Here is a 26,319-nt window from a genome sequence, read left to right as displayed (position 1 = left end):
GCCAAGAAAGTGAATGCGTTTTCCGGGTGGAACAGGCGCGTCCGATTTATTTCAGCAAACTCGGGCGCTGAGCGTTTTATCGAAATTACTCGGCCGCAAAATCACCGGGTCGGTCTCCGGTCGTTGGTTGGCAGGATTGCAGCGCACCCTGTTATTCCAAGCAAACCGTGGGAGTGAGGTAGAGCATGGCGATAGTCAGCTTTTTAGTCAGCCTTGCTGGCGCGACGATGTTGCTGCTTTTTGCAGTTCGAATGGTACGCACTGGAATTGAGCGCAGCTATGGAGCGTCGTTCCAGCGCATTTTGACGCGACAGCACAGTTACCTGCAGGCCTCACTTGTGGGTCTGATGATGGCGGTTGTACTGCAAAGTTCGGCGGCAGTGGCGCTGTTGACCTCTGGGTTTGCTGCCAGTGGAATGTTGAGTTTTCCTGCCGGTCTGGCGATTGTGCTCGGAGGCGATCTAGGTTCAGCACTGATCATCCAGATTCTTACGTTCCGGTTGGACTGGCTTATTCCAATGCTGCTGGCGATTGGAGGCTATCTATTCGTCAAGACCGAAGCCAAAAAAGCCCGACAACTAGGGCGCATTCTGATGGGCGTTGCCTTTATCCTGATCTCACTTCGGTTCCTTCGTGAGGCGATGGACCCAATTCGGGACAGTGCATTTTTACCCGCAGTGGCGGATTACTTGTCGCGCGACTATATCACTGCATTTCTTGTCGGGAGTGCCTTAGCCTTCGTCATGCATTCCTCGGTAGCGGCCATCCTTATGTGTGTGACACTTGTGCAAATTGGAGCGATCCCATTTGCCGCCGGAATGTCTTTGGTTTTTGGCGCGAACTTTGGCTCGGCCTTCATTCCGGTATGGCTAACCCGAGGAATGCCAGTGACTGCCCGACGAATACCCTATGCAAATTTGGCGCTGCGAGGCAGTTGGGCGTTGGCCAGTTTGTTTGCAGCAAATTTTGCCCTACGAACCGGGCTTTTGGGCGACCCGCAAGGGGGGCAAATGCTAGTCAACGTGCATCTTGCTTTCAACCTGTCGCTTTTGGTTTTAGCCCTTCCGTTTTGTGGACACTGGCAGAACTTGCTCGAAAGGCTCTTGCCAGACCAGCAGAAAGTACAGAAGTCGCAACCCGCACAACCGGTCAGCGCATTGGACATGAAAGACGTGGCAAATCCCAATCAGGCCTTGCCGAGCCTCAAGCGTGAGCTGCTACGGATGAGCGATCTTCTCGAAACCATGTTCCGTCCTGCTCTTGAACTTTACCGCAGCGGAGACAAAGAGCAGATCCGGTCAGTTCAGGCCATTGACGAGGACGTAAACCGGTGCCTCTCGGGTATTCGAGCCTTCGTCGCCGCGATACCCCCTGAGCTATATGAAAAACACGATGCTAAAACCGCGCGCGACCTTATGGAGTTTGCGATCAGGCTTGAAACGGCGGGTGACGTTGTCGCCAAACGCCTGACTGTATTGGCCGGTGAAATGCGGGCCAAAGGCTCTAGCTTTTCGCAAGATGGCTGGTCTGAACTTGTTCAGATGCATGAAGGTATTCTTGCAAACATGAAACTGGCATCAAATGTACTTGTTTCAGACGATCTGGAAAGCGCCCGGCTTCTCAGCCTTGAAAAAACCGAAATCAAACGCGTGGAACGTGAAAGCCGCAAGCGTCACCTGCGCCGGTTGCAGCATGGAACAACGGAAAGCTTCGAAACCAGTGATATTCATCTAGAGACATTGCGGGCTTTCCGGGAGTTCAACAGTCATATTGCATCGATTGCTTACCCGGTCCTTTACCAGAACGGTCAACTTCTCGAGACACGATTGATCAACGAAATTGCTGAATAGGCCCGAGCCGGTCTCAATGCGAAGACAAGAAAAGAGCGAGAACAAAGGCGACTGACAACACCGAAGTGAGTTCGTTCTCGAAATCAAATTTTGAAATTGTTCAGTGTCTTCTAAAACCTGAGCCCAGCACTGCGCAATGCACAAGGGTCGAAGTAACCGGATTGAAGGATCCCACCAATCAACCCGAAAACGCGAAAAGATCATCGGTCCGAACAAGTCACTCTGGCAGGCTCAGAGATTTCTGGTTGCCCATGACCAGATCACCATCAGCTCCCGTCTCCCCGCTATCAACTTACTTCAGCTTTATACCACCATGCCCGATCAGATGCCTTCCAGTTTTGGATCAGCTATGCCCGCGAAATGTCCTCCTGACGACATAGGCGCCGACGTTCTTCAATCTTGCTCAAGCAAGTTGGCAATCCCGGCAGAGTTCTTAGGTATTGGGTATTCCGTTCTAGTACCATTCATCCGGCATTCGCGCTTTGCGTTCTGACACGAAGTCTTCAAGCACGGCTTGTATGCCGGGTTTCATTTCAGGACGCTGGTAATCGTTCAACATCTGATGCCACCGCGCGGTGGCGCGTTGATCTGACGTGAGAGCACCATTTTCAGACCAGGTCTCGAATGGCCCTGCATCAGAAATTTGTGGTTCATAATTTGCTGCCGCATAGTGGCGCAGCGTGTGTTTGGTCGACAGGAAATTTTCGCCCGGGCCCGTTTCAAAATAGGCATCACTGCCAAAGGCCTCTTCATCCGTTTCGAAGCCCTGCAACAGTTTCAGCATCGCGCCACAGTGGTCTAGATCCATGATGAATTTCTCGTAGGACATCACAAGCCCACCTTCGAGCCAGCCTGCCGCATGCCAGACCTGATGGGCTCCGGACAAAAGCGTGGACCACATGGCACCTGTGCTGTCCTGCATAGCGTGCCCGTCTGGCGCATTGGAGGCGGTGATCTGCCCACCGCCAGAGCGCACAGGTACGCCAAGCCTTCGTCCCAATTGTGTCAGCGCCATCGTGGTCATGTTCGCCTCGGGCGATCCAAAGGTCAGAGCGCCCGTGCGCAAGTTCATTGTGGAGTGGAACGAGCCGAACACCACCGGACAACCGGGGCGCACCAGTTGCGCAAGCGCAATGCCAACCATCGCTTCTGCCAGAGTTTGCGCCGCCACCGCCGCCGGCGAAAGCGGCCCCATGGCACCCGCGAAAATCGCAGGGGAGACGCAGACACATTGGCCTGCCTCCGCATAGATACGCAGAGCCGACGACATGGTATCATCATAAACCAGCGGCGAATTGACGTTGATATTTGCCTGCATCACCGCGTGGTGCTCCATGAAGTCGCGTCCAAAGACGAGGCGTGCCATCTCGATACTGTCACGCACGCGCTCGGGTGCCGTAACAGAGCCCATAAAGGGCTTGGTTGAGAGTGTCAGATGCGCCAGCATCATGTCCAAATGCCGTTTATTCACCGGCACATCTGTCGGCTCGACAACCGTGCCGCCGGAATGATGCAAGGCAGCCGCACTGTAGGCCAGTTTGACGAAATTGCGGAAATCCTTCAGCGTCGAATATCGTCGGCCCTTCACCAGATCGCTGACAAAGGGAGAGCCGTATCCCGGCATCAGCACAACGTTTTCACCGCCAAGTGTCACCGTTCTGACCGGGTCTCGGCCATGCAACTGAAATTCACCTGGGGCCGTAGCACAAAGCGCACGGACATGACCCGGTTCAAACCGCACACGTTCGCCATCGATGCGGGCACCCGTTTGGGCGAAGTGATCCAGTGCCGTTCGATCCCCCCGAAACTCGACGCCAATATTGCTTAGAATCCAGTCGGCTTGATCTTCGATCCGGGCCAATACCGTTTCACTTAGTAGATTGTATGCAGGTATCCTGCGACCCGTGAACGGTGTGCTCTCAGAAGGGGCAATACTACGGGCCAAGCGGCGCCTGCGCGCGCGGCCGCGGTGCCCCGCCGGTGTCGGTGTTTTTGCTTTTGCGTTCAACAAGTCCAACTTCATTTCATCGCTCCACGAGCTTGAATGCGGTTTTCGACCTTAAAAACATATTTGAAAATCGAAAAAAACTACTCTTAGCGTTTAGAAATTTTGTACACTAAAGATATGAGTACCCGATTTCATCACCATGACTTACTCAGGCTATTTGCCGAGATTGCTCGTAATTCCAGCTTCTCGACGGCAGCATCGGCGCTCAACATGACAAAGGGCGCCATCAGCTATCAGATCAAAACGCTTGAAGCCGATCTTGGGATGATCCTGTTCCAGCGCACATCGCGTGGTGTCACACTCACTGGTGAAGGATTAAAACTGCTCGCGATCTGCCAGACCCGATACGAAGAAATCGAAGCTGAAATTCATGCATTAAAGGGGATTTCAACACGTTCTCTAACCGTTGGCGTCTCGACCTATTTCGCTGCGCGCTGGCTGTCGCCACGCCTGATGTCATTCATGCAAAGCCACCCGGACGTGCAGATTCGCATTCAACCGATGATCGAGTTTTCAGAAGCTGAGATGCAGGATGTGGATCTTGCAATCAGGTGGGGTAGCGGGAATTGGATCGGCGGCACGGTTACTCCGTTCATGCCCATGCCGCCCTATCCTGTGGGTGACCGGGCGGCAGCTGACCTAGTGATAGAATTAGGAATGAAAGAGGCAATATCGCATCTTACGCTGCTGAGAGATCGTGATGACAGCAACGCCTGGTCTGATTGGCTGAACGTCGCAAAGCTTCCCCGACAATCAAGGAGAGATGCGCTAATCGTTCCTGACCCAAATGTCCGGGCGCAAGCAGTCATCGACGGACAGGGAATAGCTTTGATGGATGATCTGGTTCGGGACGATCTAAATGCTGAAAGACTGTTTCGGTTGTCGGAAACCGATCTGCCCGACTATGGGTATTTTTTGGTTCAACCGCATAGCTCCGCTCCAACCGGCGCAGTACAGTCCTTCTCGGAATGGATTCTGGGTCAATCGTAGCAGTCATTCCCCTTGAGTATCCTCAGAGCCGTTATTATACGGCATATAAATTAATTACAGGGACCCAGAGGATGCCCACAGGACATATCATGATGGCAATGAGCCTAGACGGTTTTGTCGCAAGGCCAGATCACAGGCTGGACTGGTTGGAAAAGCAACCCACTGCAGACGAAGATCACGGGTTTGCCGCGTTTCAGAGTAGCGTCGACGTGATCGTGATGGGGTCCGGATCGTACCGGACAGTTCTGGGATTCGGGGAGTGGCCTTACAAGAAACCAGTGGTGGTTCTCAGTCGCTCAATGAAACCCTCAGGCATTCCAGATGAACTGCGCGATAGAGTTGAAGTTTCAGACAAAACACCCACTGATTTGATGGAGGATTTTGGCGCGCGTGGTTACAATCGAGTTTATGTGGATGGCGGTGCAATCATCCAATCCTTCCTCAAAGCCGGGCTGATTGAGGACATGCGGATTACCTTGGTTCCCATTCTGATCGGTGAAGGCATTCGGATCTTTGGTGAAACAGAAGGTGACGTTGATCTGGAATTGGTTTCGGTTAGCAGCTTTTCCTCCGGTCTGGTAGATCTCGATTACAGACTGAAAACCAGGTGACGAAAGCTTCTCCACCAGGGCGACCGTCAAAGGCTGCACAGCGCCTTTCGAAGCAAGTGATCCTGCAGGCCGCATTGCCGATCGCCCAAAGCAAAGGTGTTGATGCGCTTTCGTTTCGCATACTTGCCGATCAGCTTGACGTCACTCCGATGGCCGTGACCTATCACGCAGGTAGCAAGAAGCAACTATTGTCCGATCTGGTGGAACTTGCCTTTGCAGGCGTCTTGGATGGAGTGAATGGTGGCAACCCAGTCAAACGCGCACGGTGCATTATGGCGACTTACTATGGTTGCGCTTTGAAGAACGCCAATCTACTCCGTGCAATCCTAGACGATGTAACGCTCATGAGCGCGGACCTCATGAACGTGGCCGAGGAATTAAAGGTCAGCACGGACCAACTCGAAAACAGCGATGGCGGTGATGTTCTTGTTCACGTGCTGATCGACTATGCACATGGGTTTGTGCTCTCAGCCTCGAGCGGAGAAGACAATCCCCTGACAATAAACGATTTTCTGCGTGGGGTTGACTGGATTCTTGCGCAAGCGGCGGGTGACTTCGCGGCGACGTGATATGAAAACATGCCCATCAGAGGGTGTCCTCAAGCAATAAGCAGTTTGCGTCATTCAATTCTGACCCTAACGTCAAGTATTTCTGCCCCAAGGCTACTAACTTTCATCTAGGCTGAGGCTTATGTCTCAAATGAGTTCGGTTTGCCAAAGGATTGATACTTGGCGGTTGGCTGCTTTCGTGATCTCGATGTTTTCGGTTCGAGGAAGGTGCGTTATCGCCAACCACGGCTTAAATGTTTCATACAATGCCTCAGGCACCTAGCCTCACCGATGTATCCTCTATGGTGTTGCCTTCCGCCATTCGGCAGAAAGCTTGTCGCCAACCTTGAGCCAGTTCTTTCATCTGAGACAACACCTCGGCATCTACTGGCAGAATGCGACGAGTCAACCTTGCACGTGTGACGGCCAATACAGACCAATTTGGATTTAACCTTTCAACCAAGGTGATCCGATCACCGGCGCCAACTTCGCCAGGTTCGAGCACACGATAGTACCATCCGGTTCGGCCCGTCTTCTGAAACTGGTAAGGCATTTCCTTGCGCCCCGTATGTAGCCCGAGTTTCCAGCACGGTTGCCGCCCCTGACTGATTTGAACAACCGCCGTACCCAGAGACAGGATGTCGCCAATGCAGAGGTTTTCCTCGGTCAGCCCCGTTGTTGAAATGTTCTCACCGAACGCCGCTGGCAGTGTGCCGGGTGCCATTAGGCCCTCTGCTTGCCAAGCCGAATAGTGATCAAAAGCATAATGATGGATGGCTTTGTCTTCGCTTCCATGCACGGTCAAATCTGCCTGTGCATCCTCGGAAAATCCGAGCGAGGTAATCAACTGCCGCCCGTCCACCCTGTCTTTTTGAATGGCCGATGGCGGTTTGCCTTCCCAACAATCTTTGACCGCTCCGACAAATATGCCGTCGATGTTCGCCGATAAATCAAAATGGTTCATCTGGCTTCCTCGTGCTCGATACAGATCTTGTCTTTTTCACCGACGTCCAATGATACACCCAACAGTTTGCAGAAACCGTTTTCCGTCGTGGCATCATGGTATGTGCAGGATTTGCATTGGCCGAATGACCGACCTCCATTTGCGGCCAAAGCCAGACTGAGGCTTTGCATCAACCCCTGCTCAAGCATGGCTTGGTTTTCTACGGGCATATCTCCAATTGCCTGTGCAACAGGGTTCGGCTGACGTACAATTTTGACCCCCTCCTTGGTCAGGTCATAAGAGATCGACCGTTGATCAAGCTCTTTGCGTTGCTCTTCTACATAGCCCTTGCGCGCCAAAGCCTTGAGCGTTTGTGACATCGTTCCACGGGTTGTTCCGATATACTCTGCAACTTGCGACGGCGAGCGCGAAAACATGTTCGCCTCTGCGAGGTATTCCAGCGCCATCCTCTGAGTCGGGTTCAAATCTCCCGCCCATCCTTCGGAAGCATCAATACGGGCCAAACGGTTGATTAGCGTGCGTATGCAGTGGTTTGTGTTCATAACACTTTTAGTAGCGAGTCGAAATTATAGTTGCAATGCATTTCTCACTATAGTAGCGACTCGATATTATTTGATTGGAGACACTCATGAAACTCTCAACGCTCACTTCTACTTTGGCGCTGGTCATCGGAAGCACGGTTCTTGCTGATGGGAACCATGCCATCCTTCAAGATGGCGCCATCATATCTTCGCCGGACGCCAGTAAAGTCGCGGACTTTGACATTCTGGCAGCGCATGCGCATCGCAATGGAAACACGGTCACTTTTCACATGACAACGAATGGGACGGCTGGCGCCTCGGTTCCGGTGGCAACCGGAGAGGTCGGTGGATCAGACGTCTGGTCATATGTCTGGCCTACTTCTTTGGACCCTTCGGCCGTTGGGTTCGAAGGCGGCACAGGCATCCTTGCAATGGCCGCAACCAGTCATCCAGATTTTGATGACACACCGCTTTTTGACGAGAACGGCGACGGAGATCCGGCGAATGACGGTATCGAATGGCACAGCCACTGGGTTGTGTTGACCCCGACCGAAGCGTGCGGGCCCGACGCGCTTGCCGTACGGGACATCCCCGAAGGTTCCACGCCGAAGCTACCTGCAACATGGCCTGGGTTCCCGATCTTTCTGGACAGCCCAGGGTTTACACCGCTGTTTGATGGGCCCGAAATTGTGGTGAACGCAGGCTTTGCCAGCGACGTAGAACTGGATGGTGTCGCTTACGATGGTGTCACTTCTGCATTGCGAGTGAACGCTAACATCCATGCGCCCTTGCTGTGCGTCACAGATGTCTTCGACGTCGCATCCGGCGACCTGAGCCTGCCGGGGAAGCTTCACTGACATTCGACCACGCAGCCGCCGAACCCAAGGCGGCTGCGTGTTATTGAGGGCAATGAAAATGCAAACACCAGAACTAGACGTTTCGGAATGGTTTAACACAGACACACCCCTAACCTTAGGCGGTCTAAGGGGACGGGTTGTTGTTATTGAGGCATTTCAAATGTTGTGCCCGGGATGCGTCCTGCATGGTATTCCCTTGGCGCAATCGATTCAGAAGACGTTTCCTGAAGAAAAGGTAGCCGTGATTGGCTTGCACACTGTGTTCGAGCATCACGACGCCATGACACCGGTGTCTCTGAAAGCCTTCCTGCATGAATATCGCATCACCTTCCCTGTCGGCGTGGACAGGCAGGGGGTGGGGCAATTGCCAAACACGATGTCCCGCTTTGGCATGCGCGGTACACCAAGCCTTGTCTTGTTGGATCAGTCGGGACGGATCGTTGTGCATCACCTTGGACAGGTCTCAGAACTGCAGTTGGGGTCTGAGATTGGCAGTCTTCTGACACGACGGGCCGCATCGGTCACAAGCAATCCCGCCACCGTCAATCAAAACGAAGGCGCATCAGGTAGCTGCAATGTGTGAGCCGGCCAATGCGCCCGCGTATGGAAACCGTTTTTCCCCAAGGTCATCGCCAAAAGGCAGTTTAGCCACACGCAGCGACGGAATACCCGATCACACCAAACGGTGCCCGCCGTCGACTACCCCGCAGTATCAGGGAAGCCCCCGAAGATCGGGGGCTTGCCAATTGTCTTTACGCGGGGAACCCACTTTCATCGGTCAAACCAAGAGCCCTTGCTACACCGGCACCATATGCAGGATCTGCCTTGAAACAGTTCGATATGTGGCGGATCTGAATTTCTCTTTGTGCAGCCCAGATTGCGCGGGCAGTGTTTTCGAACAGTACTTCTTGCTGCTCTGGCGTCATCAGGAGGAACAACTCACCGGGCTGCGAGAAGTAGTCATCATCCTCGCGGTGGTTCCAATGATCCGCAGCACCTTCGATGGACAAAGGTGGTTCAGAGAAATCCGGTTGCTCGGACCATTCGCCATGCATGTTGGGCTCATAACCAATCCGAGATCCGGCATTGCCGTCGACCCTCATCGCGCCATCACGATGGTAGGAATGATACGGGCAACGAGGCGCATTCACAGGGATCTGGGAATGGTTGACACCCAACCGATACCGCTGAGTGTCACCATAAGAAAACAGACGTCCTTGCAACATCTTGTCCGGCGAAAAGCTGATACCAGGCACGATTGTAGAGGGGGCGAAGGCTGCTTGTTCAACCTCGGCAAAGTAGTTCTCGGGATTCCGGTTCAATTCCAGCTCGCCAACCTCAATCAACGGATAATCCCCATGTGGCCAAACCTTGGTCAGATCAAACGGGTTGAGGTGATATGTACCCGCATCCTTCTCTGGCATGACTTGGACATAAAGCATCCATTTAGGAAAATCGCCGTTTTCAATTGCGTCAAAAAGATCACGCTGGTGGCTTTCACGGTCACCGGAGATGATCTGTGCTGCTTCCTCGTCGGTGAGGTTTTTTATCCCCTGTTGCGTTTTGAAATGGAATTTGACCCAGAACCGCTCGTTGTCCGAGTTGATAAAATTGAACGTGTGGCTGCCAAAGCCGTGCATGTGTCTGTAGGTGGCCGGAATCCCCCGATCAGACATAACAATCGTCACCTGAAGCAAGGCTTCGGGAAGGCTGGTCCAGAAATCCCAATTGTTATCCGCACTGCGCATGTTCGTCCGCGGATCGCGTTTGACGGCATGGTTGAGATCGGGAAACTTCAGCGGATCGCGAAGGAAGAACACAGGGGTGTTGTTGCCCACAAGATCCCAGTTGCCCTCTTCCGTATAAAACTTGATAGCGAAGCCGCGGATATCCCGTTCTGCATCCGCTGCGCCGCGTTCCCCTGCAACGGTCGAGAACCGCAGGAAGAGATCCGTCTTCTTGCCAACATCAGAGAACATTTTGGCACGCGTATACTGGGTGATGTCATGGGTCACTTTGAATGTGCCGTAAGCGCCGGATCCTTTGGCATGCATCCGACGTTCGGGGATCACCTCGCGATCAAAGTGGGCCATCTTCTCGAGAAACCAAACATCTTGAAGCAGCGCTGGTCCACGCGGCCCCGCCGTCAGTGTGTGTTGGTTGTCAGGCACTGGCGCGCCAAATGCGGTGGTCAGCTTCGATTTGCTCGTCATGTCAATCTCCTGTGTTGGTATGAAAAGGACAAAACCGAAATCCGCCAAGTTACTCCAACTTATATAAATTATCCGATCGATAATCAGAGGTGATGCATGGTTAGAAGAACCTCAGTCGCCGGCCTTTCACTCAGAGATCTTGAGTACATTCAAAGCATTGCCGAAGAAGGTCATTTTGGCCGGGCGGCTGATATCTGTGGGGTTTCACAACCTGCAATCAGCCAACAGGTATCCAAGCTGGAGGCGCGTCTTGGCTTTTCGATATTCGAACGCCACGGACGGCATATTTCGTTGACGCAAAATGGCCAGATAGTTCTGCAAAAAGCAGAAATCCTTCTGACAGAGGCCCGTGAACTGCTGGAATTGTCGCTGAGCCTAAGTGACAATCTGGAGGGAGAGTTGAAATTTGGGGTACTTCCAACACTTGGGCCTTACTTGCTGCCGCTTATCCTCAAGTCTCTCAAAAATGCGTACCCCAATCTCCAGTTGTCATTGTTCGAAGAACCCACTCACGTTCTTGAAGAGATGCTCGTCAGGAGGACGCTGGACGCTGCACTGATTGCGACAGCCCTGAAACAGCTTGTACTGAGAGCGCTTCCGTTGTTTCACGAACCATTTGTTTTTGCCTGCCCCAAGGATCTGAACTTCAGACCCAATGAGAAAGTTCGCTGGTCCAAGGTTCTGTCCTCTCAGCTCGTTCTGCTTTCTCAAGAGCACTGCCTAAGGGATCAGACCGTAGCATTTTGCGACCGGATTGACCGACCTAGACAGAGGGTGGCGAGCAGCCTTGAAATGCTCCGGCAAATGGTCGCACTCGGAGAGGGTTGTGCGCTGTTTCCGGCATTGTCTGTGAGTGGCCCTGATCGTTTCGGCGGCTTGGCAACGACACATCCCATTGCTGATGGGATCTTTGGCCGTTCTATCAGACTGGCATGGCGCGACAGCGACCCGCGCGCAGGGTCGTTTGAACACTTCGGGACTTTCATTCAGACGCTTATGGCCGCTCCGGATATGACGCGATATTTGAACGGAAATGCCTAGAGCGAGACCAGCCAAGGTTGGGATAGGCTTTGCTGATGACGTGGGTGCCTCCTCCTGACGACATCGCAATGTGCTAATGTGATGTTTGTTTAAGCCATCAACAAAGCCACCCAAAGATCAAATTCGGCTGATGCCCTACATTGAGCCGCCTTCTGACGTCGAACGTTCATCACATTTCTAGTCCAACTGTGACGGTTGGGTCTGGTTCATTCAATTCTGACCCAAACATCAAGCATTTCTAACCCAGAACGAACAACGACACCTCATCGACGCTGCGATAAATGTCTCAAATGAGCCCATCCTGTCCCTTGCGCTTTCTCACAGCCAACTTGCAGTGGGAGAAATAGTCATTCATGCGGCGAGCAGCTATACTGGCACTGGTTTTTCATAAGCACCCGGACTTTCCTGCCTTTCGGTTGGAAGGCAAAAAGTGTGCTCGACCACGGTTTTCCGTTGGAGCTCTTAAGGTGAAAATTCTGTGATCTAATAACCCAATAATTGGGTGAGTTTTTTCCGATCAACTTTGGACCTGTGCCGTTTGTCCATAGGCATTTTTTTCACATGGGTCACATTGGCAACACCGAATTCCTGCGCCAGGCTATTCCAGTTTGAAAGCTGATCCGCGTCGCCTTCAATGCATAAAATCGGACGCCCATCGAAGCTCATGAGCGCGCTGTTCGTCACGCTCGGCCATTGCCGGGCAGCTACTTCGATCGCAAAAGGAAAGGTTTGACCAGCCGGGGTTGTCACATCGCTCCCCAGTCTGCCCCACAGCCACAATCGCCCCTGATCATCTAACCGACCCGCGTCACCGGTTCGATGCCAAATCGTAATACCGTCTTTGATTTTGTTTTCCTTGGAGTGTGCGAGATCAAGATAGCCATCATTTACATGATCGCCCGCCACCTGAACTTCATCGTCCTGAATTCGGAGTTTGATTTTCGAAACCGGATGCCCAACAAGAAGCCCCTTGCCCGCCGCCATTTCAAGTTGATCAACTTCGGTGATTTCCCGCGCATCAAGATGCGCAATCGGTTCAGCTTCGGTTGACCCATAGACACAGACCACGTCCAGACCGGAATTGGCGAGAAGCCTTTCAATCAGGTCAGGGAATACCGGACCGCCGCCGGTGAAGACTGTGTGCAGCCGGCCCGTATCTTTACGCTGTGCAAGTTTTTCGCACAACGACGGAGGGATCAAAAGACGGGTCACTTTCTGCTTCGATATCCAGCCCGCAAACTGTTCGGAGGATAGTCGATCCAGATTGCTCATTCTCCAATTCGGCAGAACTGTCGTGCGCCCAGCCGCCAGGTTGATCAGGGTAAACACCGGAAACGCTACCAGATCCCGTTCAACTGCATCACTGTCCAGAAGCGGCGCAATGGCATCATGTTGTGCCATCAGAAACGCGTGGCTGCGGGGGATGGCCTTGGCCTGACCTGTAGTGCCGGATGTAAAGGAAATGAGCGCCGTGTCACCGTCTTGAACGGGCGCGACGCTCAGATCACCCCGGGCGGTACCTGGTAGCAAAAGGCGCAGCCTGAAGAGTTCCGGCACAACAAACCTGAGCAACGCAAAATAACCCGACGCGCAAAAAGCCTTGGGTCGGGTCGTTCTCGCTGCATGACGCAGCCCCGCGAGTCCCATCGTGGGTTCAGGCAAAACCACCGTTGCGCCCAACGACCACAAGGCCGCAAGACTAGCGTAGAGATTAGCGTTGACCGGCATCGCCAGAAGAACGCGGTCGCCGCGCCCAATCCCCTTACGTCTCCACTTCCTAGCCATTTGCTGCGCGCGTATCTGCACATCACGAAAGGTGACCTCGCGACCGCTGCCTTCAACAATGGCCGTCCGGTCCGGGTGTCTATCAACCGCTACGGCAAATTGATCCAACAAGTTAGTCATCCAGGCGCAGTCCCAACAGGTTGTACCGTCGAAATACCGTGGCCCCTTCAACAACACTGCGATCCGCGGATTGGTTGTCATCATGGATCAGCGCGTGGATAGCGGAATCAAAGCCTAGCTTCAGAGCAGACTTGTGGAAATGACTGGCCAAATGGCGACCCGCACCACGCTCAAGGCTTGCATAAGTTTTCAGGATCGCGGCTGTTGGGTTTGGGCCTTCAGCATAGTTCGGAATACCAAACAGAAAGCCCGCTAATGAGCTGTCGGGACGGCGGGCAAAAAAGATAAGCTCGCGCTTCAACATCGGAACGACAGGCATATACATTGCAAGAAAATCGCGCTCAGAAATAGGTTTATAAAAAGCGTTTCGGGAAAAAGCCTCGACAGATAGTTGATACACCTGCCGGAACAACTCCTCAGGGTTGGTTCCGTCCCAGGGTTCTACGTCGAACCCATCAACTGCAGCTAGAGACGAATTGGCCGTTTGCGCCAATGATACTCGCGCCGAGAAATACTTACTGATGGCGGCAAATCCTGCCGCCCTAAACACATCGGGCTCATGTGATTTGTGCGTCGGCTCCATTAAAAAGGGTGCTGATCCATCACTGTCCGATACAAACCGATAACTGTGCCATGTATCACCGGACATAGGTCCAATTATCCGATCAACCCCGGCGTACCGGACCCGTCCAATAGCCGTTTGCAGTACCTCCAGACCGGCCTCTGGGGTCTCGCACGAGAAGTCGCCTATTGTTGCAGCTGGGGCACCATCCCAATCAGGGCCCTGCAGATAAACAGATAGTTTGGCGCCTTTGGTCTGAATGTTTTCTTTCGTCATGATACAACTCCAGCAACAATCCCGCCGTCAATAGACCCTGCTATGGACCAGAAGTAATAGGCAAGCGGAGGTAACAGCGCCAAAAGCGTGAGCCTCGAAACGCGGTTCTTTTGGAGCAAATGCGGAAGCACCAAGGGCACAATCGCCATAAATGCGAGTGATACAAGTGAGAGCGCGGTCAATGGCTCGGCCCAGTTTGACTGGTCAGAATTCAGGGAAACCGCCCAGGTACGGATTAGAAACAGGACAGCGGCAGCAAGCGGTATCGCAATAGGAATGGCACGCAGCGCCACAGCTGTGAGCCCCATGGCCAACCCCATTGCACTCAGTCCAAAAAAGGATATTGCATCCCATCCCGTTGCATTTCCCGCTGCAAGCCAGCCGAACCCTATTAGCCCCAAGGCGGCTACGATATCCAAATCGGGGAACTTACTGTCGCAAGGAGAAGCAGTACGCGCCCAGCCGTGTGCCGCGAGAACCATGATCGGCAGTACTGTGTTCTGCAGTTTCGCGGTCGCTAGCAGCAGAAAAACCGCAACAACATACACACGGGTCGTATGTTTGGTCAGGCCCAGCTTGGTTCCCACCACCCCAAAACTGGCAAGTGCGGCAAAGAACAAAATGGCCAGCAACGCCAGCTCTGCCAAGGAGCTGAAGTAGTGAACTTTCAAAAAAATCAGCAAGCCAAGCGGCAGGAACAAATTGTCAAACCCCCGCCAGCTTTGTGCCTCGACCAATGTGCCAAAGGCCGCAACCATAAGGCACAGCATCATGATGTTGGACGGTGGGAGTTTCGACGAAAACAAGAAGCAGATGATCGCAACCAATAGAGTTACGACAAAAAACACCACTGACCCTTCTAGGCTTTTTTCGCCATCTTCGACCACATAGCGTTTGGTCCCGTACGTGGTCCCGGCAAGCGCGGCTGCGGCATCAGCCAGTGTTAAAACGGCGATCGGAAGCACGTAATACAGGGTGTTTTCCCCGGCCAGCAACAAGCAAAGCCCAACGGATAGCGCCAACAGGAAATCGCCGTATGACGTGCGCTCGACGCTGTGTAGGGTTGCGCCCAGACCTTGTGAGAACCGGGGCAGGCGCAAGATCAGCATGACGATCAGCGTTACCCCGATTAGCATGTATATTGGCCAGCGTTCCGGAAAAATCCACGGCAGAACCAGTGTAAAGAGTCCGGTTCCAACATGCATCAGTTTACGTTGCACTTCTGCGCTCAAGCCGACCTTTTGCGCCAGCCATCGGACAACGGCCATCAATCCCAACAGGACCGCAACAGACGCCAAGGCCAGTAAAATCTGGGCCTGGATGCTCACGAAAGCACCTCTTCCACGACGAAATCCGAGTAGAAAAACGCCATGTCGCGTGACTTCAGTCGATCCTCAGTCGTGCGATGTGTTTCAACTTCGCTCCTGTATCGCGCAGGCACGCGGCGCGGTGCCATCATGTTCCAATACACGAGACGTGCCTTGGGCGCGGCAGCTGACAGGATCGAGCCATAGACTTGCTCAAATACATCGGGCGACATGTATTCGAAAATGTCAGACAGGTTGAACCCGTCGGCTTTTTCACCGGTCGAGACAAAAGCCTCTAATGATCCCGGACGGATATCGAGACGATCCAGGCGGGTGCGGATCGTATCAAAATGCTCGGGCCGCCATGCCATCGGCAACGCGTCTCCATGCGTGCCTTTCAGAATCCAGTGCAAATAGGGATTCTGTGACGGGTCGGTATCAACGCCCGCGTGGCGAATGCGACGAGCCACATGCTGGGCGGGGCTGCCCTCTACGTGATCGAAAAACGCCTTATCGCGGCCCATGCGCCCCATCACAAAGCGGGAAAAGAACACATTCAACAACAGCCGCCATCTGAAGGTGTCAAAGCGCGTATCGAAAAAAACCTCGCGCGCCTCAGGTGACCGGGGCGTAAAAACGTCATCAATCGTACGTCGTGAATGCACAAACGGCAAAAGCCGGGTGCGGAAGATGCGAAAATACCGCTCGAACTTGCCAACCCCGCCTGCCCCGTAACGTTCCACGTCAGGGACAAAACCACTCCAGAAGGTTCGGGTTTCAGGGTCGGTATCCTGCAAAGCTCGCTCCAGCAGGGCTGCTCTCCTCTTGCTGGGCTGCGATCCCGTCAGCTCCAGAAACTCGGGATGTGTCAGGGTCTGGAAAGCGCCAATTCGTAGCTTTAGGCAGGCGATTTGTGCTGGCGACAAATCGACAACCACAACTTTCGCTGGATCGAGTATCAACATAGCCAGCGCATTATCCCCGGCCGAGCAGATGGATACCAGCGTCCCCCCCGCACAATCGCCCAGCGCGCCGGTCAAAACGTCTGCATCTTCCCACAGCTGTGCATAGCGGATGTGATCAAAATCAGCCTTGCCTTCGATTTCACTATGCCCCATCGCACCGTTCCACCTTGCCACTTGCCCCGTCGACCGACAGGGTTTCGCCATCCTTGATCCAATGAGTGGCCCCTTTCAGACCGACCACACATGGGATTCCCAACTCTCGCGCCACTATTGCGGAATGCGACAAAAGTGACCCCCGTTCCACAACAATGGCCGAGGCGTTCGAAAATACTGCGATCCAGCCCGGATCGGTGTGACGCGCCACGAGGATGTCACCAGGTTGCAGCGCCTCAGTCCGCGGGTCACGGATCACACGGGCCTTTGCGATAACTTGTCCAGCTGAACAGCCGGTACCGGATTTTATCCGCTCCGGATCACTGTCTACCTCTTCTATTTCCGCCCAAATCGGAGCAATGGCGGGACCTCGAATTTCTATACGTTCTGGCGGATCCGGACGCTGGGACGCAGCGGATTCTTCGCGCTGACGCTGCGCGACTATGGTTTTCAGATCAGGCGATAGGCTGAACCCTTCGACGGCTCCCAAGACTTCATACGTCGTCAGATGAAATACGTCGCGGGGTTCCGCAAGCAGCCCCCTTGCCGAAAACTCTCGACCAATTCCCAGAAAAACACGTCTGGCATGGCCAAAAATACGGGTGCGTTCAAAGCGCAGGTTTTCACGGTCACGTACGCGGCCCTTGGCCCAGCCTACGAACCATTTGGATAGGTAGCGTTTCAGCGGATTGCCGGGAAACAGGGTTTTCCAATCCGGCTCGGTGCCGATGTGTCGCTTACCCTCGGGACGGGCGGCACTGGCTGCGACGGCCATCAACAGGCTGGTGGGATCATCGCGCAGCGGAATGCTCTCCAGCTTCAACTCCTCAGTGCATCGATCCCCGAATTTATCGAGATAAGATCTAACCTCGGCTTCGATCTCAGGGTAAGGAGCAAGGGTTTCCAACCGGCATTCCGCGCCTAGCTGATCAGCAATCCCGACCTCGCGGACCAAGCCGGCCATGCGGGCAATACGCTGCGCCGGTTCGGCTGAGACGATATCACCCTGACCAATCATGACGTCGTTATGCAGCAACAGCCCGTCTTCACCCAACCACTTGAGCAGCAAGTTGCGCGATGCCCCAAACGCGATCATGCAAAGGAAATCATTGATAAGCGGCGCATCCCAGCGATCTAGAAGAGTGCTTTCGATCTGACGATACTCGGCGGCCAGTTCGGTCGCATTCGCAGCTTCTATGTCCAGACCACGGTCCAGAACATCGTTCAGCCTGACATAGAATTTACGCCGCGTGCGCGGCAAACGCACGGCCTGCCAGATCAGACTGCCCGCTACCGTCGCTAGTTTGGCGTATTCCAGTATCTTGCGCACACCTCTGGCAGGAGCAGGTCCAATGCCATCTGTAATCTCGCGGGGCATGGGTTCGGACACACCCATCATCGTTTCCATGTAATCGCGATTCAGCGAGAACCCCGGCAGCAACGCCAGCGCCCGATACCAGTTGACCAGATTGTAGTAGACACGCCCATCAATACGCCCAAGAAAATTGTCGAATATGGCTGAGTTCTGCGCGACGGTTTTATTCGAAACGCCCAGAAGCCGCACAAAAGCGCGATAAACCCGTGAGTAGACGTGCAGTGCAAAAGAATAGGTCAGTGGACTGACCATGCCCGGATAGCTTTCGACGATGTTCGAATTGTCAAAAATGGTAAGTACATCATCCGGCACCGCCACTGGTCGCAGCTCGGTCGTAATCGGCCGAGCCTGAAGAATGTGCAGCCCATCCGCATCGAACGCCCATTCGATGTCTTGCGGGACGCCAAAAGCCTCTTCCGCTTTGCGCGCCAGCATCGCAACCTGCAGTACCTGATCCGGTGTCAAAACCTGAGGCGTGGTTTGTGCGCACTCGGGCTGTTTGGCTTGATCAATAATCCAATCCTCACCATCGACTTCACCTGCTACCAGCGCATCGCCTAAACCTTTGATGGCAGACACGACAACGGTGTTTCGCTGCCCTGTCACTGGATCGGCCGAAAAAGCAACACCCGCGGTCGTCGCCTCAATCATGCGCTGTACGATTATCGCGGGCGCTTCTGCCTCGCCCCCGGATTTGACCGAGCGATAAGTGGCGATTGTATCCGCAAACCCCGATTGCCAAACCTGTTTTGCCGCCTGTATGACCTTGCTACCGGTGACATTCAAAACCGTATCAAACTGACCTGCATGGCTGTGTTCTACACCATCTTCGGCCCGACCGGAACTACGCACTGCATAATACCCCGGACCCAACGCATCCAGTGCAGCGCCAAGCGCCTTACTCAACCCACGTGCTGCGACAGGCCCTGTCTTACCTGCACGGAATGCGGCATCGGTTATAACAAAAAACGCAGGTGGATTGAATCCGCGACGAGCGAGGTTTGATAGCGCAGCGGCTTTTCCTCCGACCACTGTAGGGTCAGTCGCTTCGGATTGATTGATGATAAGGGTCATCTAAAGCCTCCAATCAGGAACGGCAAAAAGCCCGCAGTGGCATAGCAGAAAAACACCCATAGTCCCGCGATTGCGTCCATCTTGTCCTGCGCCTTGGGTGTTGGAGCCTTCACATAGCTGCGTGCCGCAAGACCACAAGGCACGAACGCAGCGGCCCCGACCAATACGGTTAACCACCCAGCTCCAGACGCAAACCCCGTGCCAACCAGAAACACGAATGACAGCACAACGCAGCACAGCCAAATGATAGCGGCGCGGCGATACCCCCAAAGACCGGAATAGGTGTCCACCCCGTCAATTTCGTTTTCGGGCGACCATAGCTTGCGACCGATCTCAAGAACGCAGCCATTCACGAAAGACAACGCCAGAAATAACCACAGCTTTGATGCGGCCCCTCCGGCCGGAAGCCATTCGATGCTGGTCAGCAGCAAGTCAATCAGCGGCATGATCGCCATATGACTGACGAGATAAAGAACTGGGCGCGCCTTTAACCAGGTTGGCACCCCGAACTCGGCCGTCATTGCCGCCAGCCATACCCAAACCAAAAAAAGGCACCACAGAACCGGGAGGTACCAAAACCATGCAGCGGCGGCGGCCATGGGTAGAGTCAGCAAGCCAAGGACAAGCACCTCAGCCGGGGACACCAGCCCTCGGGGTATCGGTCGCTCGGGCCGGTAGCGGCGGTCGTCCTCGGCATCCTTGAATTCGTCGCAAACGCGCATCTGGAAAAACAGCGCCATCGCCAGTACGAACCCCACCACAAAGGCAGACCACTCGGGCAATGGTCGATCAGCAAGCCGGGCCGATACACAGATACTTGCTGCTGAAAACACCAGCAAAAGCGGAACAGTTTTCTTCAGTGGGAAGCGTTCGGATTGATATATCCACAGTCGAGCCAGCAAAGTCATCTTTGGCGGGCCAAACTTTCATGGGCTCGCGTGAAATGCCCCGCAGCGATTGCAGCGACAATCGATATTTCTCCGCACAGGCATATGGCGGCAGCCACTTCGGCCAGCGCCGTGCCGTGGCCGGCGCCTTTCAATCCCAGAATGTTCAGTGCCGCAGTCTGGCTGGGCAAACCGGTACCACCGCCCACGGAGCCGACAAGGATGTTCGGGAGCGTCACCGAGCAGAAAAGATCATCCCCTCTGGGCTCCATCCGCGTCACCCCCATCGCGCTTTCAGCGACACAGGCCGCGTCCTGCCCAGTTGCTATGTAAAAGGCCGCAAGCCCATTGGCATAATGGGCCTGAGCTCCAAGCTGACCCGACAGATGTGACCCAAGATTGGCGACCCGACCATAAGCCAGCATGGCATCCACGGTGGTGCCAAGCGTCTTTTCCACGACGTCCGCAGGCAAGGTTACCGACGCGCTAACCTTTCGGCCACGACCCGTTACCAATCCAAGCGCCGAGGCTTTTTTGTCGCCTGAAAAATTTCCCTCAATATACCAGTTCTCAATTGGAACTGGACAGTCTTTGGTGATGGTGCAGCACAGCGCATCCGTTGCAATGGTTACCATGTTCTGACCGGCCGCATCACCTGTGGTGTAGCGGCAAATCAGAAAGACGATATTTGTGTCTATGAAAGGCTCCAGCGAGACAAGTTTACCATGCCCGGTTGTGGCATCAGCCGCCGCCTGGAGTTCATCGACATTGCTGACCACCCAATCCACGAACTGACCGGCCTGCAAAAGGCTTTCGAACACAAAGGCCGGCGTGCGCAAAACACCTTCATACAAAACAGCCGTGCTGACCCCACCAGACCGACCAGCTGCAAAGGCCCCCCGCGCATAAGAGGCAACAAGCGCGGCCTCAGTCGTCGCCAGCGGCACATAAAAATCCCCGTTGGCGTTCATACCGTTCAAGCGCAAAGGCCCAACGATGCCAACTGGCACTTTCACAGTTCCAATGAAGTTTTCAATATTGGCGCTGTAGGTTTCAGATGCCTCGACTGTTGCAGGATCCGCAATCAATGCCTGATCTGCGCCGCTTGCCTTGGGCTTTAGATGATCCCAGAACCGCGCAACAGTCTTACGGTCAGCCTTGCGAGAGGAGCGTAAAGGCGAAAACACTTCGTCGCTTGGGGCCATCTGCTGTGGCGTGCGTTCAACATCATATCGCATTTTGATGCGCCGCAGCATCTCTCGCACATGAAATGGAATGATCAAATGGCAGCTCCAATATACGCTGTGCAAACGGCTGCAGATTGAATTCTGCACCGGCTGCACCCTAACAAGAAAGTATGCGATTTCCAGCGAATACATCCAGTTGGAGATTGTGAGTGATCCTACCTTTTTGAGTTGCTCGGCCCCAGACACAGGCCCGGCATTTGCTTATCGGTCTTTGGAGACGGGGATATTGACAGGTTGTGTCACGCTCATGATCACGCCCTCACTAGACAGGATGTCTGGTTGACGCGGGCGTCGCGATACCCTTGACCGTGGGCTTCGACGCCGCTCGCCAATAGCCGTAGCCCATGATCCCGGCACCGGCGAATGCGTTGCCCAAGGTGACATACGTCAAATTGTGGGCGGCTCCAGCCAGAGTGATGCTGTCGGGATGATCTGAGAGCAGCGCCAGTGAAAACACAGTCATGTTCGCAACACTGTGTTCAAACCCGGCGGCGATAAATGCATACAGGCACCAGAAGATGACGATGCATTTGGTAACATCGTCTTTTGCGCGCGCCGAACACCACAAGGCGAGACAAACCAGCCAATTGCACAGGATCGCTTTGGCGAACAGCTCCAACTCGGTGCCGTGCATCTTCTTGGCGGCTACCTTGTAAAGCAAAGCGTCTTCTCCTGCTCCCAGGATAAGCCCGCCACCGCCTACGACGAACAGCAATGCCAACAATATGGCCCCTAACAGATTTCCTACCCAACTGACAAACCAGCACCGCAGCACATCCGACCACGCAGTGCTTTTGGCCAGCAATCCGTGCGTCATGTACATGGTGTGACCGGTGAACAGCTCGGCCCCTGCAAAGACCACAAGGGTCAAGGCGATACCGAAGCTAGCCCCCATGACGATGGGACGGATGGATGGATCCGCGCCCTGTCCGACAGAAAAGATCAGCAAGATGCCCGCCCCAACAAACGCACCTGCCTTTACTGCGAGGATCAGAAAGGCGATTGGATCTACTCGCAGGTTGACGCTTTTCTTTTGCGCCAGTTCTGCAAACCCAATGACTGTGTCAGCATAGGTCATTTCGTATTACACTCCACAGCTTGCGCAGCTGGTCGCGTTCGACCTTTGGCCGTTTGGAATTCCAAACAGGATCGGGATAGCCCAGAGACAGGCCAAGCCAGCAGCGAGGTAGAGAAAGGCCATGCCCAGATCCTTCTGAGCCGAGACCAGGTAGGAGTTGCAGATCCTGACAGGTGCATGCGTGTACAGAAATCCCAACACGCCCAGCATCGACAGCGCGTTCGCCTTCAAAAACCCCTTCAGGACCGGACCCAGCCGTGGCCAGGACACCCTTAGAGGAACGCCCAACATCAGTGGCAAGCTTAGGTATTTGACCGTTTCACCTGTTGGAGTCAGCGCCCAATCAACGTTTCTTGGCAACATCCAGAACAGAAAGACAGTCAAAGCCACAAGCAGCAATGGAACCGCCCATTCTTGCCGAACCTGCCTGTTCCAGGCCAACAAAACCCCGGCCAAAACCAGCAATGGCATCTGCACCAAGACATGCTGGATCGGGCTTTCAATGACCGCATAACGAAGTGCGACAGCTTCGGCCGCCGCGAGGAAGGCAAGACCAAGCAACTTCATGAGTTGCGCTCCTCCAAATGGTTTAGAACAGCGTCGATCGCATCGGTATCAAACACCGCCGAAAATCTGCCGTCGCTGTCAATCACATGGATCGCGGCATTGTGCTGAAACCCGCCCCACTCATCCGGGATGACGGTCACGTCAAACAGCTTCAACAATGCCGGTAAATCTTCTGACTTCGGCCGCGCGACGGTCCACATTTTGCCGTCCGCTTCATGAACCTCTCCGTAAGTCGCCATTTGCTCTGGTGTATCCCGCTCAGGATCGAAGCTGACCGAGATCATCCGGACGGGCACTTCACGCAGCTCCAGTTGATCCCGGATCTCGGCAAAATCCGCTGCAGCAATCTGACAGATGTCGCCACAGACAGTGTAGATGAACTCGACCAGAACCACCTCTTTCCCTTGCGGTGACAGAGGCAGCAACTGACCTGACATATCTTCCAGTTGCAGGGCTGGAACTGGACGTGGAGCGCGTTCCACATCCAGTCTCCGCGCGGCTTCGCTAGTGAATGCCTGCCCTCCGTCTGTGGCATGCCTGAGCATTCCCAGGCCCATGATTGCGACCAGAACCGATGGAAGAGCGCGCGCCATCATCAGCCGTTACTCCGCCCAAGACGCAACACAAAGCGCAAAACAAAAGCCAATGTTGCCAACACGATCAGCACGCTGAACAAAGTGCCTATACGGTCGTGCATCAGCCATTCTTCATAGTGCACTGCCCAACGGCGGGGAATCGAAGCCGCGCCAGAGAACAGAAACACTGTCACAAACCCAGCAGCACCCACGAGGTAGGTCACAAAGGCGACACGGTCCAACCCGCTCATCTGGGCGATCGTTTTGCCACGGACCAGCCAGGCCATGAAACCAAAAGCCATCGCCACCTCGCCCAGCAGCAGGTAGGTGTGAAAATGCCCCGGGACCCACATAGTGTTGTGCATCACCTTGTTCACGCTGATCATTCCGTCGATCGACGCGGGGATTGAGCCAACCGCCCAGCCTGCAACGGACAGAACCAGCAGCGAGGACGTCAGATCCCAGGTCATTTTTGAGCCGCGCACGTAGAGGAATGTGGAAAACGCCGTGACCGCAATGAGGGGAATGCCGCTGAAGTACGAGACCAATTGCCCGACCACCAGCATCCAGGGTGGCATGACCACATCCTGAAGCAGATGGTGCCAGTATACAGCCATCACGAAGATCAGTACCGCATTCCAGGCTATCGCAAACAGACGGTTCGATTTCCAAGGCTTGCCGGTGTATTCCGGCAGGATTTCATAAACCGCAGTCACCGCCATATAGATCGAGGCATTGATGAAAACGTGGCCAAAGAAATAGATCAGGTTCTTGGCCAGCAGCGCATTAACTTCAAATCCCGGTACCAGCAGATGGACAAGGCTTGCCACCAAAACCGCTGCGCCCAGGATGATCCCGATCGAATTGAATATGGTCACCGCCGCCGCTGCAACGATGGTTGGTGGTGGAGGATTGTCGTCCTCTCGCCCGAGGATCAGATTCCAACCTAGCGCCCGGACAAGATTGCCATAGCGGGCATGGATCTGGCGGCCAAGCCCGAGGTAATATAGCAGAAAACCAACGCCAATTGAAACATAACCCAGCATAAACGTTGCAGCTGCACCCGCTTCCCACGCTCCGCCGGACATTGCCGGTAACGGAAACAGGAATGTCCATGCGCCTCCATATCCGCCAATAAAGATCGAGCCTAGGATCAGAACTAGACCCAACAGGAACAGGGCAAGGAAAGCCCAGAAAATTGCAGCTGTCAGGACAATGTGACGTCTGCAAAAATACCACATGATCGCGGCGCCAGACAGCGCCGCTGTACCGACCATTCCGGCACCATGGGCCGTCAGGAGCTGATAGAACAATGCCGGATCCACTTCGATCCATTGACCTTGCGCGGCGCGCATGATCAGGCCAAAGACCATCATCAAGGCAAAAACCACGCCTGAAAGGATCATCGTGAGCTTGACTGCTCCGGTTTGAGGTTCAGCGGCGATTGATTTCCCCGCAAAAGGTTCAGATGCAGTGCTCAATTATTCCTCCACCGCGACGACTTCGAATTCGTTGACCATGTCCTGATGTGCCACTCCGCAGAACTCCATGCACAGGATCTGGTAGGAGCCCGGATCATCGAACGTATACGTGACTTCGGTTGTGTAGCCCGGGATCACCTGGACCTGCGTCAGAAGGCGAAGATCTGAGGTGTAAATGCCCAATCCGTGGGTAACGTCTTCGGTCGTGGCGCTAAATTTTATGGGTAATCCAGCGGGGATCTCGACGGTGTCGATATCCCACCACCACTGCCCGCTGGTGATAGAGACGGTCAAGGCGTCGTCTGTGCTGGCTACGGCATGCGGCCACGGTCGCAATGTGCCAACCGCAACAATTACGCCGACAATCGTCATTGCCCAGATCAAGCCCGAACGTTTCGAGTTGGCCTTGGGTCCGGGTTCCGGCCCATCAGAAGCCCGCACGGCCAACCAGAAGACAAGTGACAGCACTGCCATCAGGATCAGCGAGATCAATAACACAACGGGCTGCATGAGCCATCTCCCATATTAGGTATTATAAATACCCATTATAAAGGCAAGAAAAAGATGTCAATAAAATAGGTATTTTCAAAGCCTATTTTTTATGGGAAGAATAACTATGCAAATTACCAAGTTCTCCGACTATGCCCTGCGCATCCTGATCCATCTTGCCACCCACGAAGAAGGGTTGATGTCGACGCGTGAGATCGCGGCTATGCAAAACTTGCCCTTTAATCACCTGGCCAAGATCTCGCAGTGGCTTACACACGAGGGCTATGTAGAATCCATGCGTGGGCGCAACGGTGGCATGCGTATGGCCCTACCTCCCAATGCGATATCGATTGGCGGCCTACTACGAAAATCCGAACGCGGCACACCTTTGGTGGAATGCATGAAGGAAGACGGCGGCTGTTGTGTAATGACGCCCGCTTGTGGATTGTTGCCAATTCTGAACGAAGCTCAGGAGGCGTTTTTTGCTGCCTTGGACACCAAGACTTTACAGGACGTATTGGAAGGAAACCGTGGCATGAAAAACCTGATCCGAGCGTTGGAAGTCAGTCATGCGCTGGCATCAAGCGATTAATACGCAAACTGTAGTCCTATAATAATTTGATTGTTACTTGGCCGCGCCAGGCACAGCCTTTTCAATCGCCTGCCCTTCCCATGCCTCGAAAGCCATGGAAAGGTGCCATGCCTTGAACCCGATGTAGCCGACCAGAAGGACCAGTATCATCAGATACATTGCCCTTCGGAACCGTGGATTTTC

General features: G+C 54.1%; 25 protein-coding genes. 8 read left to right on the top strand and 17 right to left on the bottom strand.

The features are described from left to right. The first annotated feature begins 185 nt into the window (after positions 1 to 185). The gene (locus tag AC2FJ5_RS07460) at positions 186 to 1,850 is read left to right on the top strand and encodes a Na/Pi cotransporter family protein (protein WP_496792950.1); all 1,665 of its coding nucleotides are present in this window, start codon (positions 186 to 188) and stop codon (positions 1,848 to 1,850) included. Between the two features lie 454 nt (positions 1,851 to 2,304). On the opposite strand, the gene AC2FJ5_RS07455 is transcribed toward AC2FJ5_RS07460, so the two are convergent. Further along, entirely contained in the window at positions 2,305 to 3,873 is a 1,569-nt protein-coding gene (locus tag AC2FJ5_RS07455) for a trimethylamine methyltransferase family protein (RefSeq protein WP_496792949.1), read from the bottom strand. A 102-nt stretch (positions 3,874 to 3,975) separates the two neighbouring features. On the opposite strand from AC2FJ5_RS07455, the gene AC2FJ5_RS07450 reads away from it, so the two are divergent. The 3 genes from AC2FJ5_RS07450 (at position 3,976) to AC2FJ5_RS07440 (ending at position 6,028) form a co-directional block, all read left to right on the top strand. Continuing rightward, positions 3,976 to 4,848 carry a LysR substrate-binding domain-containing protein gene (locus AC2FJ5_RS07450; protein WP_496792947.1) on the top strand — a complete coding sequence of 291 codons (873 nt, stop codon included), beginning with the start codon at positions 3,976 to 3,978 and terminating at the stop codon, positions 4,846 to 4,848. A 92-nt stretch (positions 4,849 to 4,940) separates the two neighbouring features. Further along, positions 4,941 to 5,459: a dihydrofolate reductase family protein gene (locus AC2FJ5_RS07445; RefSeq protein ID WP_496792946.1), complete on the top strand. Its 519-nt coding sequence runs from the start codon at positions 4,941 to 4,943 to the stop codon at positions 5,457 to 5,459. Next, complete coding sequence (locus tag AC2FJ5_RS07440; protein ID WP_496792945.1) at positions 5,456 to 6,028, top strand: TetR/AcrR family transcriptional regulator; 573 nt, start codon at positions 5,456 to 5,458, stop codon at positions 6,026 to 6,028. Before AC2FJ5_RS07445 ends, AC2FJ5_RS07440 begins: the two co-directional genes overlap by 4 nt. Positions 6,029 to 6,278: 250 nt before the next feature. Here AC2FJ5_RS07440 and AC2FJ5_RS07435 read toward each other — a convergent pair whose 3' ends face one another. Next, a complete protein-coding gene (locus AC2FJ5_RS07435; protein WP_496792944.1) occupies positions 6,279 to 6,971 on the bottom strand; it encodes an MOSC domain-containing protein in 693 nt (230 codons plus the stop codon). Beyond that, positions 6,968 to 7,513 carry a MarR family winged helix-turn-helix transcriptional regulator gene (locus AC2FJ5_RS07430; protein ID WP_496792943.1) on the bottom strand — a complete coding sequence of 182 codons (546 nt, stop codon included), beginning with the start codon at positions 7,511 to 7,513 and terminating at the stop codon, positions 6,968 to 6,970. The genes AC2FJ5_RS07435 and AC2FJ5_RS07430 overlap by 4 nt, the downstream gene beginning before the upstream one ends. Positions 7,514 to 7,599: 86 nt before the next feature. On the opposite strand from AC2FJ5_RS07430, the gene AC2FJ5_RS07425 reads away from it, so the two are divergent. Beyond that, on the top strand, positions 7,600 to 8,349 hold the full coding sequence (locus AC2FJ5_RS07425; RefSeq protein ID WP_496792941.1) for a hypothetical protein: 750 nt from the start codon (positions 7,600 to 7,602) through the stop codon (positions 8,347 to 8,349). Positions 8,350 to 8,401: 52 nt separating this feature from the next. Beyond that, a complete protein-coding gene (locus AC2FJ5_RS07420; RefSeq protein WP_496792940.1) occupies positions 8,402 to 8,932 on the top strand; it encodes a redoxin domain-containing protein in 531 nt (176 codons plus the stop codon). Between the two features lie 169 nt (positions 8,933 to 9,101). Here AC2FJ5_RS07420 and AC2FJ5_RS07415 read toward each other — a convergent pair whose 3' ends face one another. After that, positions 9,102 to 10,562: a catalase gene (locus AC2FJ5_RS07415; RefSeq protein WP_496792939.1), complete on the bottom strand. Its 1,461-nt coding sequence runs from the start codon at positions 10,560 to 10,562 to the stop codon at positions 9,102 to 9,104. Between the two features lie 96 nt (positions 10,563 to 10,658). Between AC2FJ5_RS07415 and AC2FJ5_RS07410 the strand changes: the two genes are divergently transcribed. After that, positions 10,659 to 11,603 (top strand): hydrogen peroxide-inducible genes activator, encoded by a 945-nt coding sequence (locus tag AC2FJ5_RS07410; RefSeq protein WP_496792938.1) that lies wholly within the window; start codon positions 10,659 to 10,661, stop codon positions 11,601 to 11,603. 483 nt (positions 11,604 to 12,086) lie between these two features. Here the strand turns inward: AC2FJ5_RS07410 and AC2FJ5_RS07405 are convergent, their stop codons facing one another. The 12 genes from AC2FJ5_RS07405 to AC2FJ5_RS07350 form a co-directional block, all read right to left on the bottom strand. Beyond that, positions 12,087 to 13,508 carry an AMP-binding protein gene (locus tag AC2FJ5_RS07405; RefSeq protein ID WP_496792936.1) on the bottom strand — a complete coding sequence of 474 codons (1,422 nt, stop codon included), beginning with the start codon at positions 13,506 to 13,508 and terminating at the stop codon, positions 12,087 to 12,089. Then, the gene (locus AC2FJ5_RS07400) at positions 13,501 to 14,346 is read right to left on the bottom strand and encodes a hypothetical protein (RefSeq protein ID WP_496692038.1); all 846 of its coding nucleotides are present in this window, start codon (positions 14,344 to 14,346) and stop codon (positions 13,501 to 13,503) included. The genes AC2FJ5_RS07405 and AC2FJ5_RS07400 overlap by 8 nt, the downstream gene beginning before the upstream one ends. Next, the gene (locus AC2FJ5_RS07395; protein ID WP_496792935.1) at positions 14,343 to 15,674 is read right to left on the bottom strand and encodes a hypothetical protein; all 1,332 of its coding nucleotides are present in this window, start codon (positions 15,672 to 15,674) and stop codon (positions 14,343 to 14,345) included. The genes AC2FJ5_RS07400 and AC2FJ5_RS07395 overlap by 4 nt, the downstream gene beginning before the upstream one ends. After that, positions 15,671 to 16,792, bottom strand: coding sequence for a BtaA family protein (locus tag AC2FJ5_RS07390; RefSeq protein ID WP_496792934.1), 1,122 nt, complete (start codon positions 16,790 to 16,792; stop codon positions 15,671 to 15,673). Before AC2FJ5_RS07390 ends, AC2FJ5_RS07395 begins: the two co-directional genes overlap by 4 nt. Further along, positions 16,761 to 19,220, bottom strand: a complete 2,460-nt coding sequence (locus tag AC2FJ5_RS07385; RefSeq protein ID WP_496701337.1) for a PEP/pyruvate-binding domain-containing protein — start codon at positions 19,218 to 19,220, stop codon at positions 16,761 to 16,763. The genes AC2FJ5_RS07390 and AC2FJ5_RS07385 overlap by 32 nt, the downstream gene beginning before the upstream one ends. Then, positions 19,217 to 20,128 carry a UbiA family prenyltransferase gene (locus tag AC2FJ5_RS07380; RefSeq protein WP_496792933.1) on the bottom strand — a complete coding sequence of 304 codons (912 nt, stop codon included), beginning with the start codon at positions 20,126 to 20,128 and terminating at the stop codon, positions 19,217 to 19,219. The genes AC2FJ5_RS07385 and AC2FJ5_RS07380 overlap by 4 nt, the downstream gene beginning before the upstream one ends. Beyond that, on the bottom strand, positions 20,125 to 21,390 hold the full coding sequence (locus tag AC2FJ5_RS07375; RefSeq protein WP_496792931.1) for a hydroxymethylglutaryl-CoA reductase: 1,266 nt from the start codon (positions 21,388 to 21,390) through the stop codon (positions 20,125 to 20,127). Before AC2FJ5_RS07375 ends, AC2FJ5_RS07380 begins: the two co-directional genes overlap by 4 nt. A gap of 226 nt (positions 21,391 to 21,616) precedes the next feature. Beyond that, positions 21,617 to 22,432: a formate/nitrite transporter family protein gene (locus tag AC2FJ5_RS07370; RefSeq protein WP_496792930.1), complete on the bottom strand. Its 816-nt coding sequence runs from the start codon at positions 22,430 to 22,432 to the stop codon at positions 21,617 to 21,619. Positions 22,433 to 22,438: 6 nt separating this feature from the next. Further along, on the bottom strand, positions 22,439 to 22,999 hold the full coding sequence (locus tag AC2FJ5_RS07365; RefSeq protein WP_496705621.1) for a hypothetical protein: 561 nt from the start codon (positions 22,997 to 22,999) through the stop codon (positions 22,439 to 22,441). Beyond that, complete coding sequence (locus AC2FJ5_RS07360; protein WP_496792929.1) at positions 22,996 to 23,592, bottom strand: SCO family protein; 597 nt, start codon at positions 23,590 to 23,592, stop codon at positions 22,996 to 22,998. The genes AC2FJ5_RS07365 and AC2FJ5_RS07360 overlap by 4 nt, the downstream gene beginning before the upstream one ends. 2 nt (positions 23,593 to 23,594) lie before the next feature. After that, positions 23,595 to 25,055, bottom strand: a complete 1,461-nt coding sequence (locus AC2FJ5_RS07355; protein ID WP_496792928.1) for a cbb3-type cytochrome c oxidase subunit I — start codon at positions 25,053 to 25,055, stop codon at positions 23,595 to 23,597. After that, positions 25,056 to 25,565, bottom strand: coding sequence for a cupredoxin domain-containing protein (locus AC2FJ5_RS07350; RefSeq protein ID WP_496792926.1), 510 nt, complete (start codon positions 25,563 to 25,565; stop codon positions 25,056 to 25,058). 106 nt (positions 25,566 to 25,671) lie between these two features. On the opposite strand from AC2FJ5_RS07350, the gene AC2FJ5_RS07345 reads away from it, so the two are divergent. Next, the gene (locus AC2FJ5_RS07345) at positions 25,672 to 26,136 is read left to right on the top strand and encodes an RrF2 family transcriptional regulator (RefSeq protein WP_281973916.1); all 465 of its coding nucleotides are present in this window, start codon (positions 25,672 to 25,674) and stop codon (positions 26,134 to 26,136) included. Between the two features lie 33 nt (positions 26,137 to 26,169). Here AC2FJ5_RS07345 and AC2FJ5_RS07340 read toward each other — a convergent pair whose 3' ends face one another. After that, entirely contained in the window at positions 26,170 to 26,295 is a 126-nt protein-coding gene (locus tag AC2FJ5_RS07340) for a hypothetical protein (RefSeq protein ID WP_271949891.1), read from the bottom strand. Between the last annotated feature and the right edge of the window lie 24 nt (positions 26,296 to 26,319).

The organism is Ruegeria sp. CDSA221, from assembly GCF_059611825.1.
Note: the sequence above shows the minus strand (reverse complement) of the source record. Positions and strands in the feature narration are given on the sequence as shown.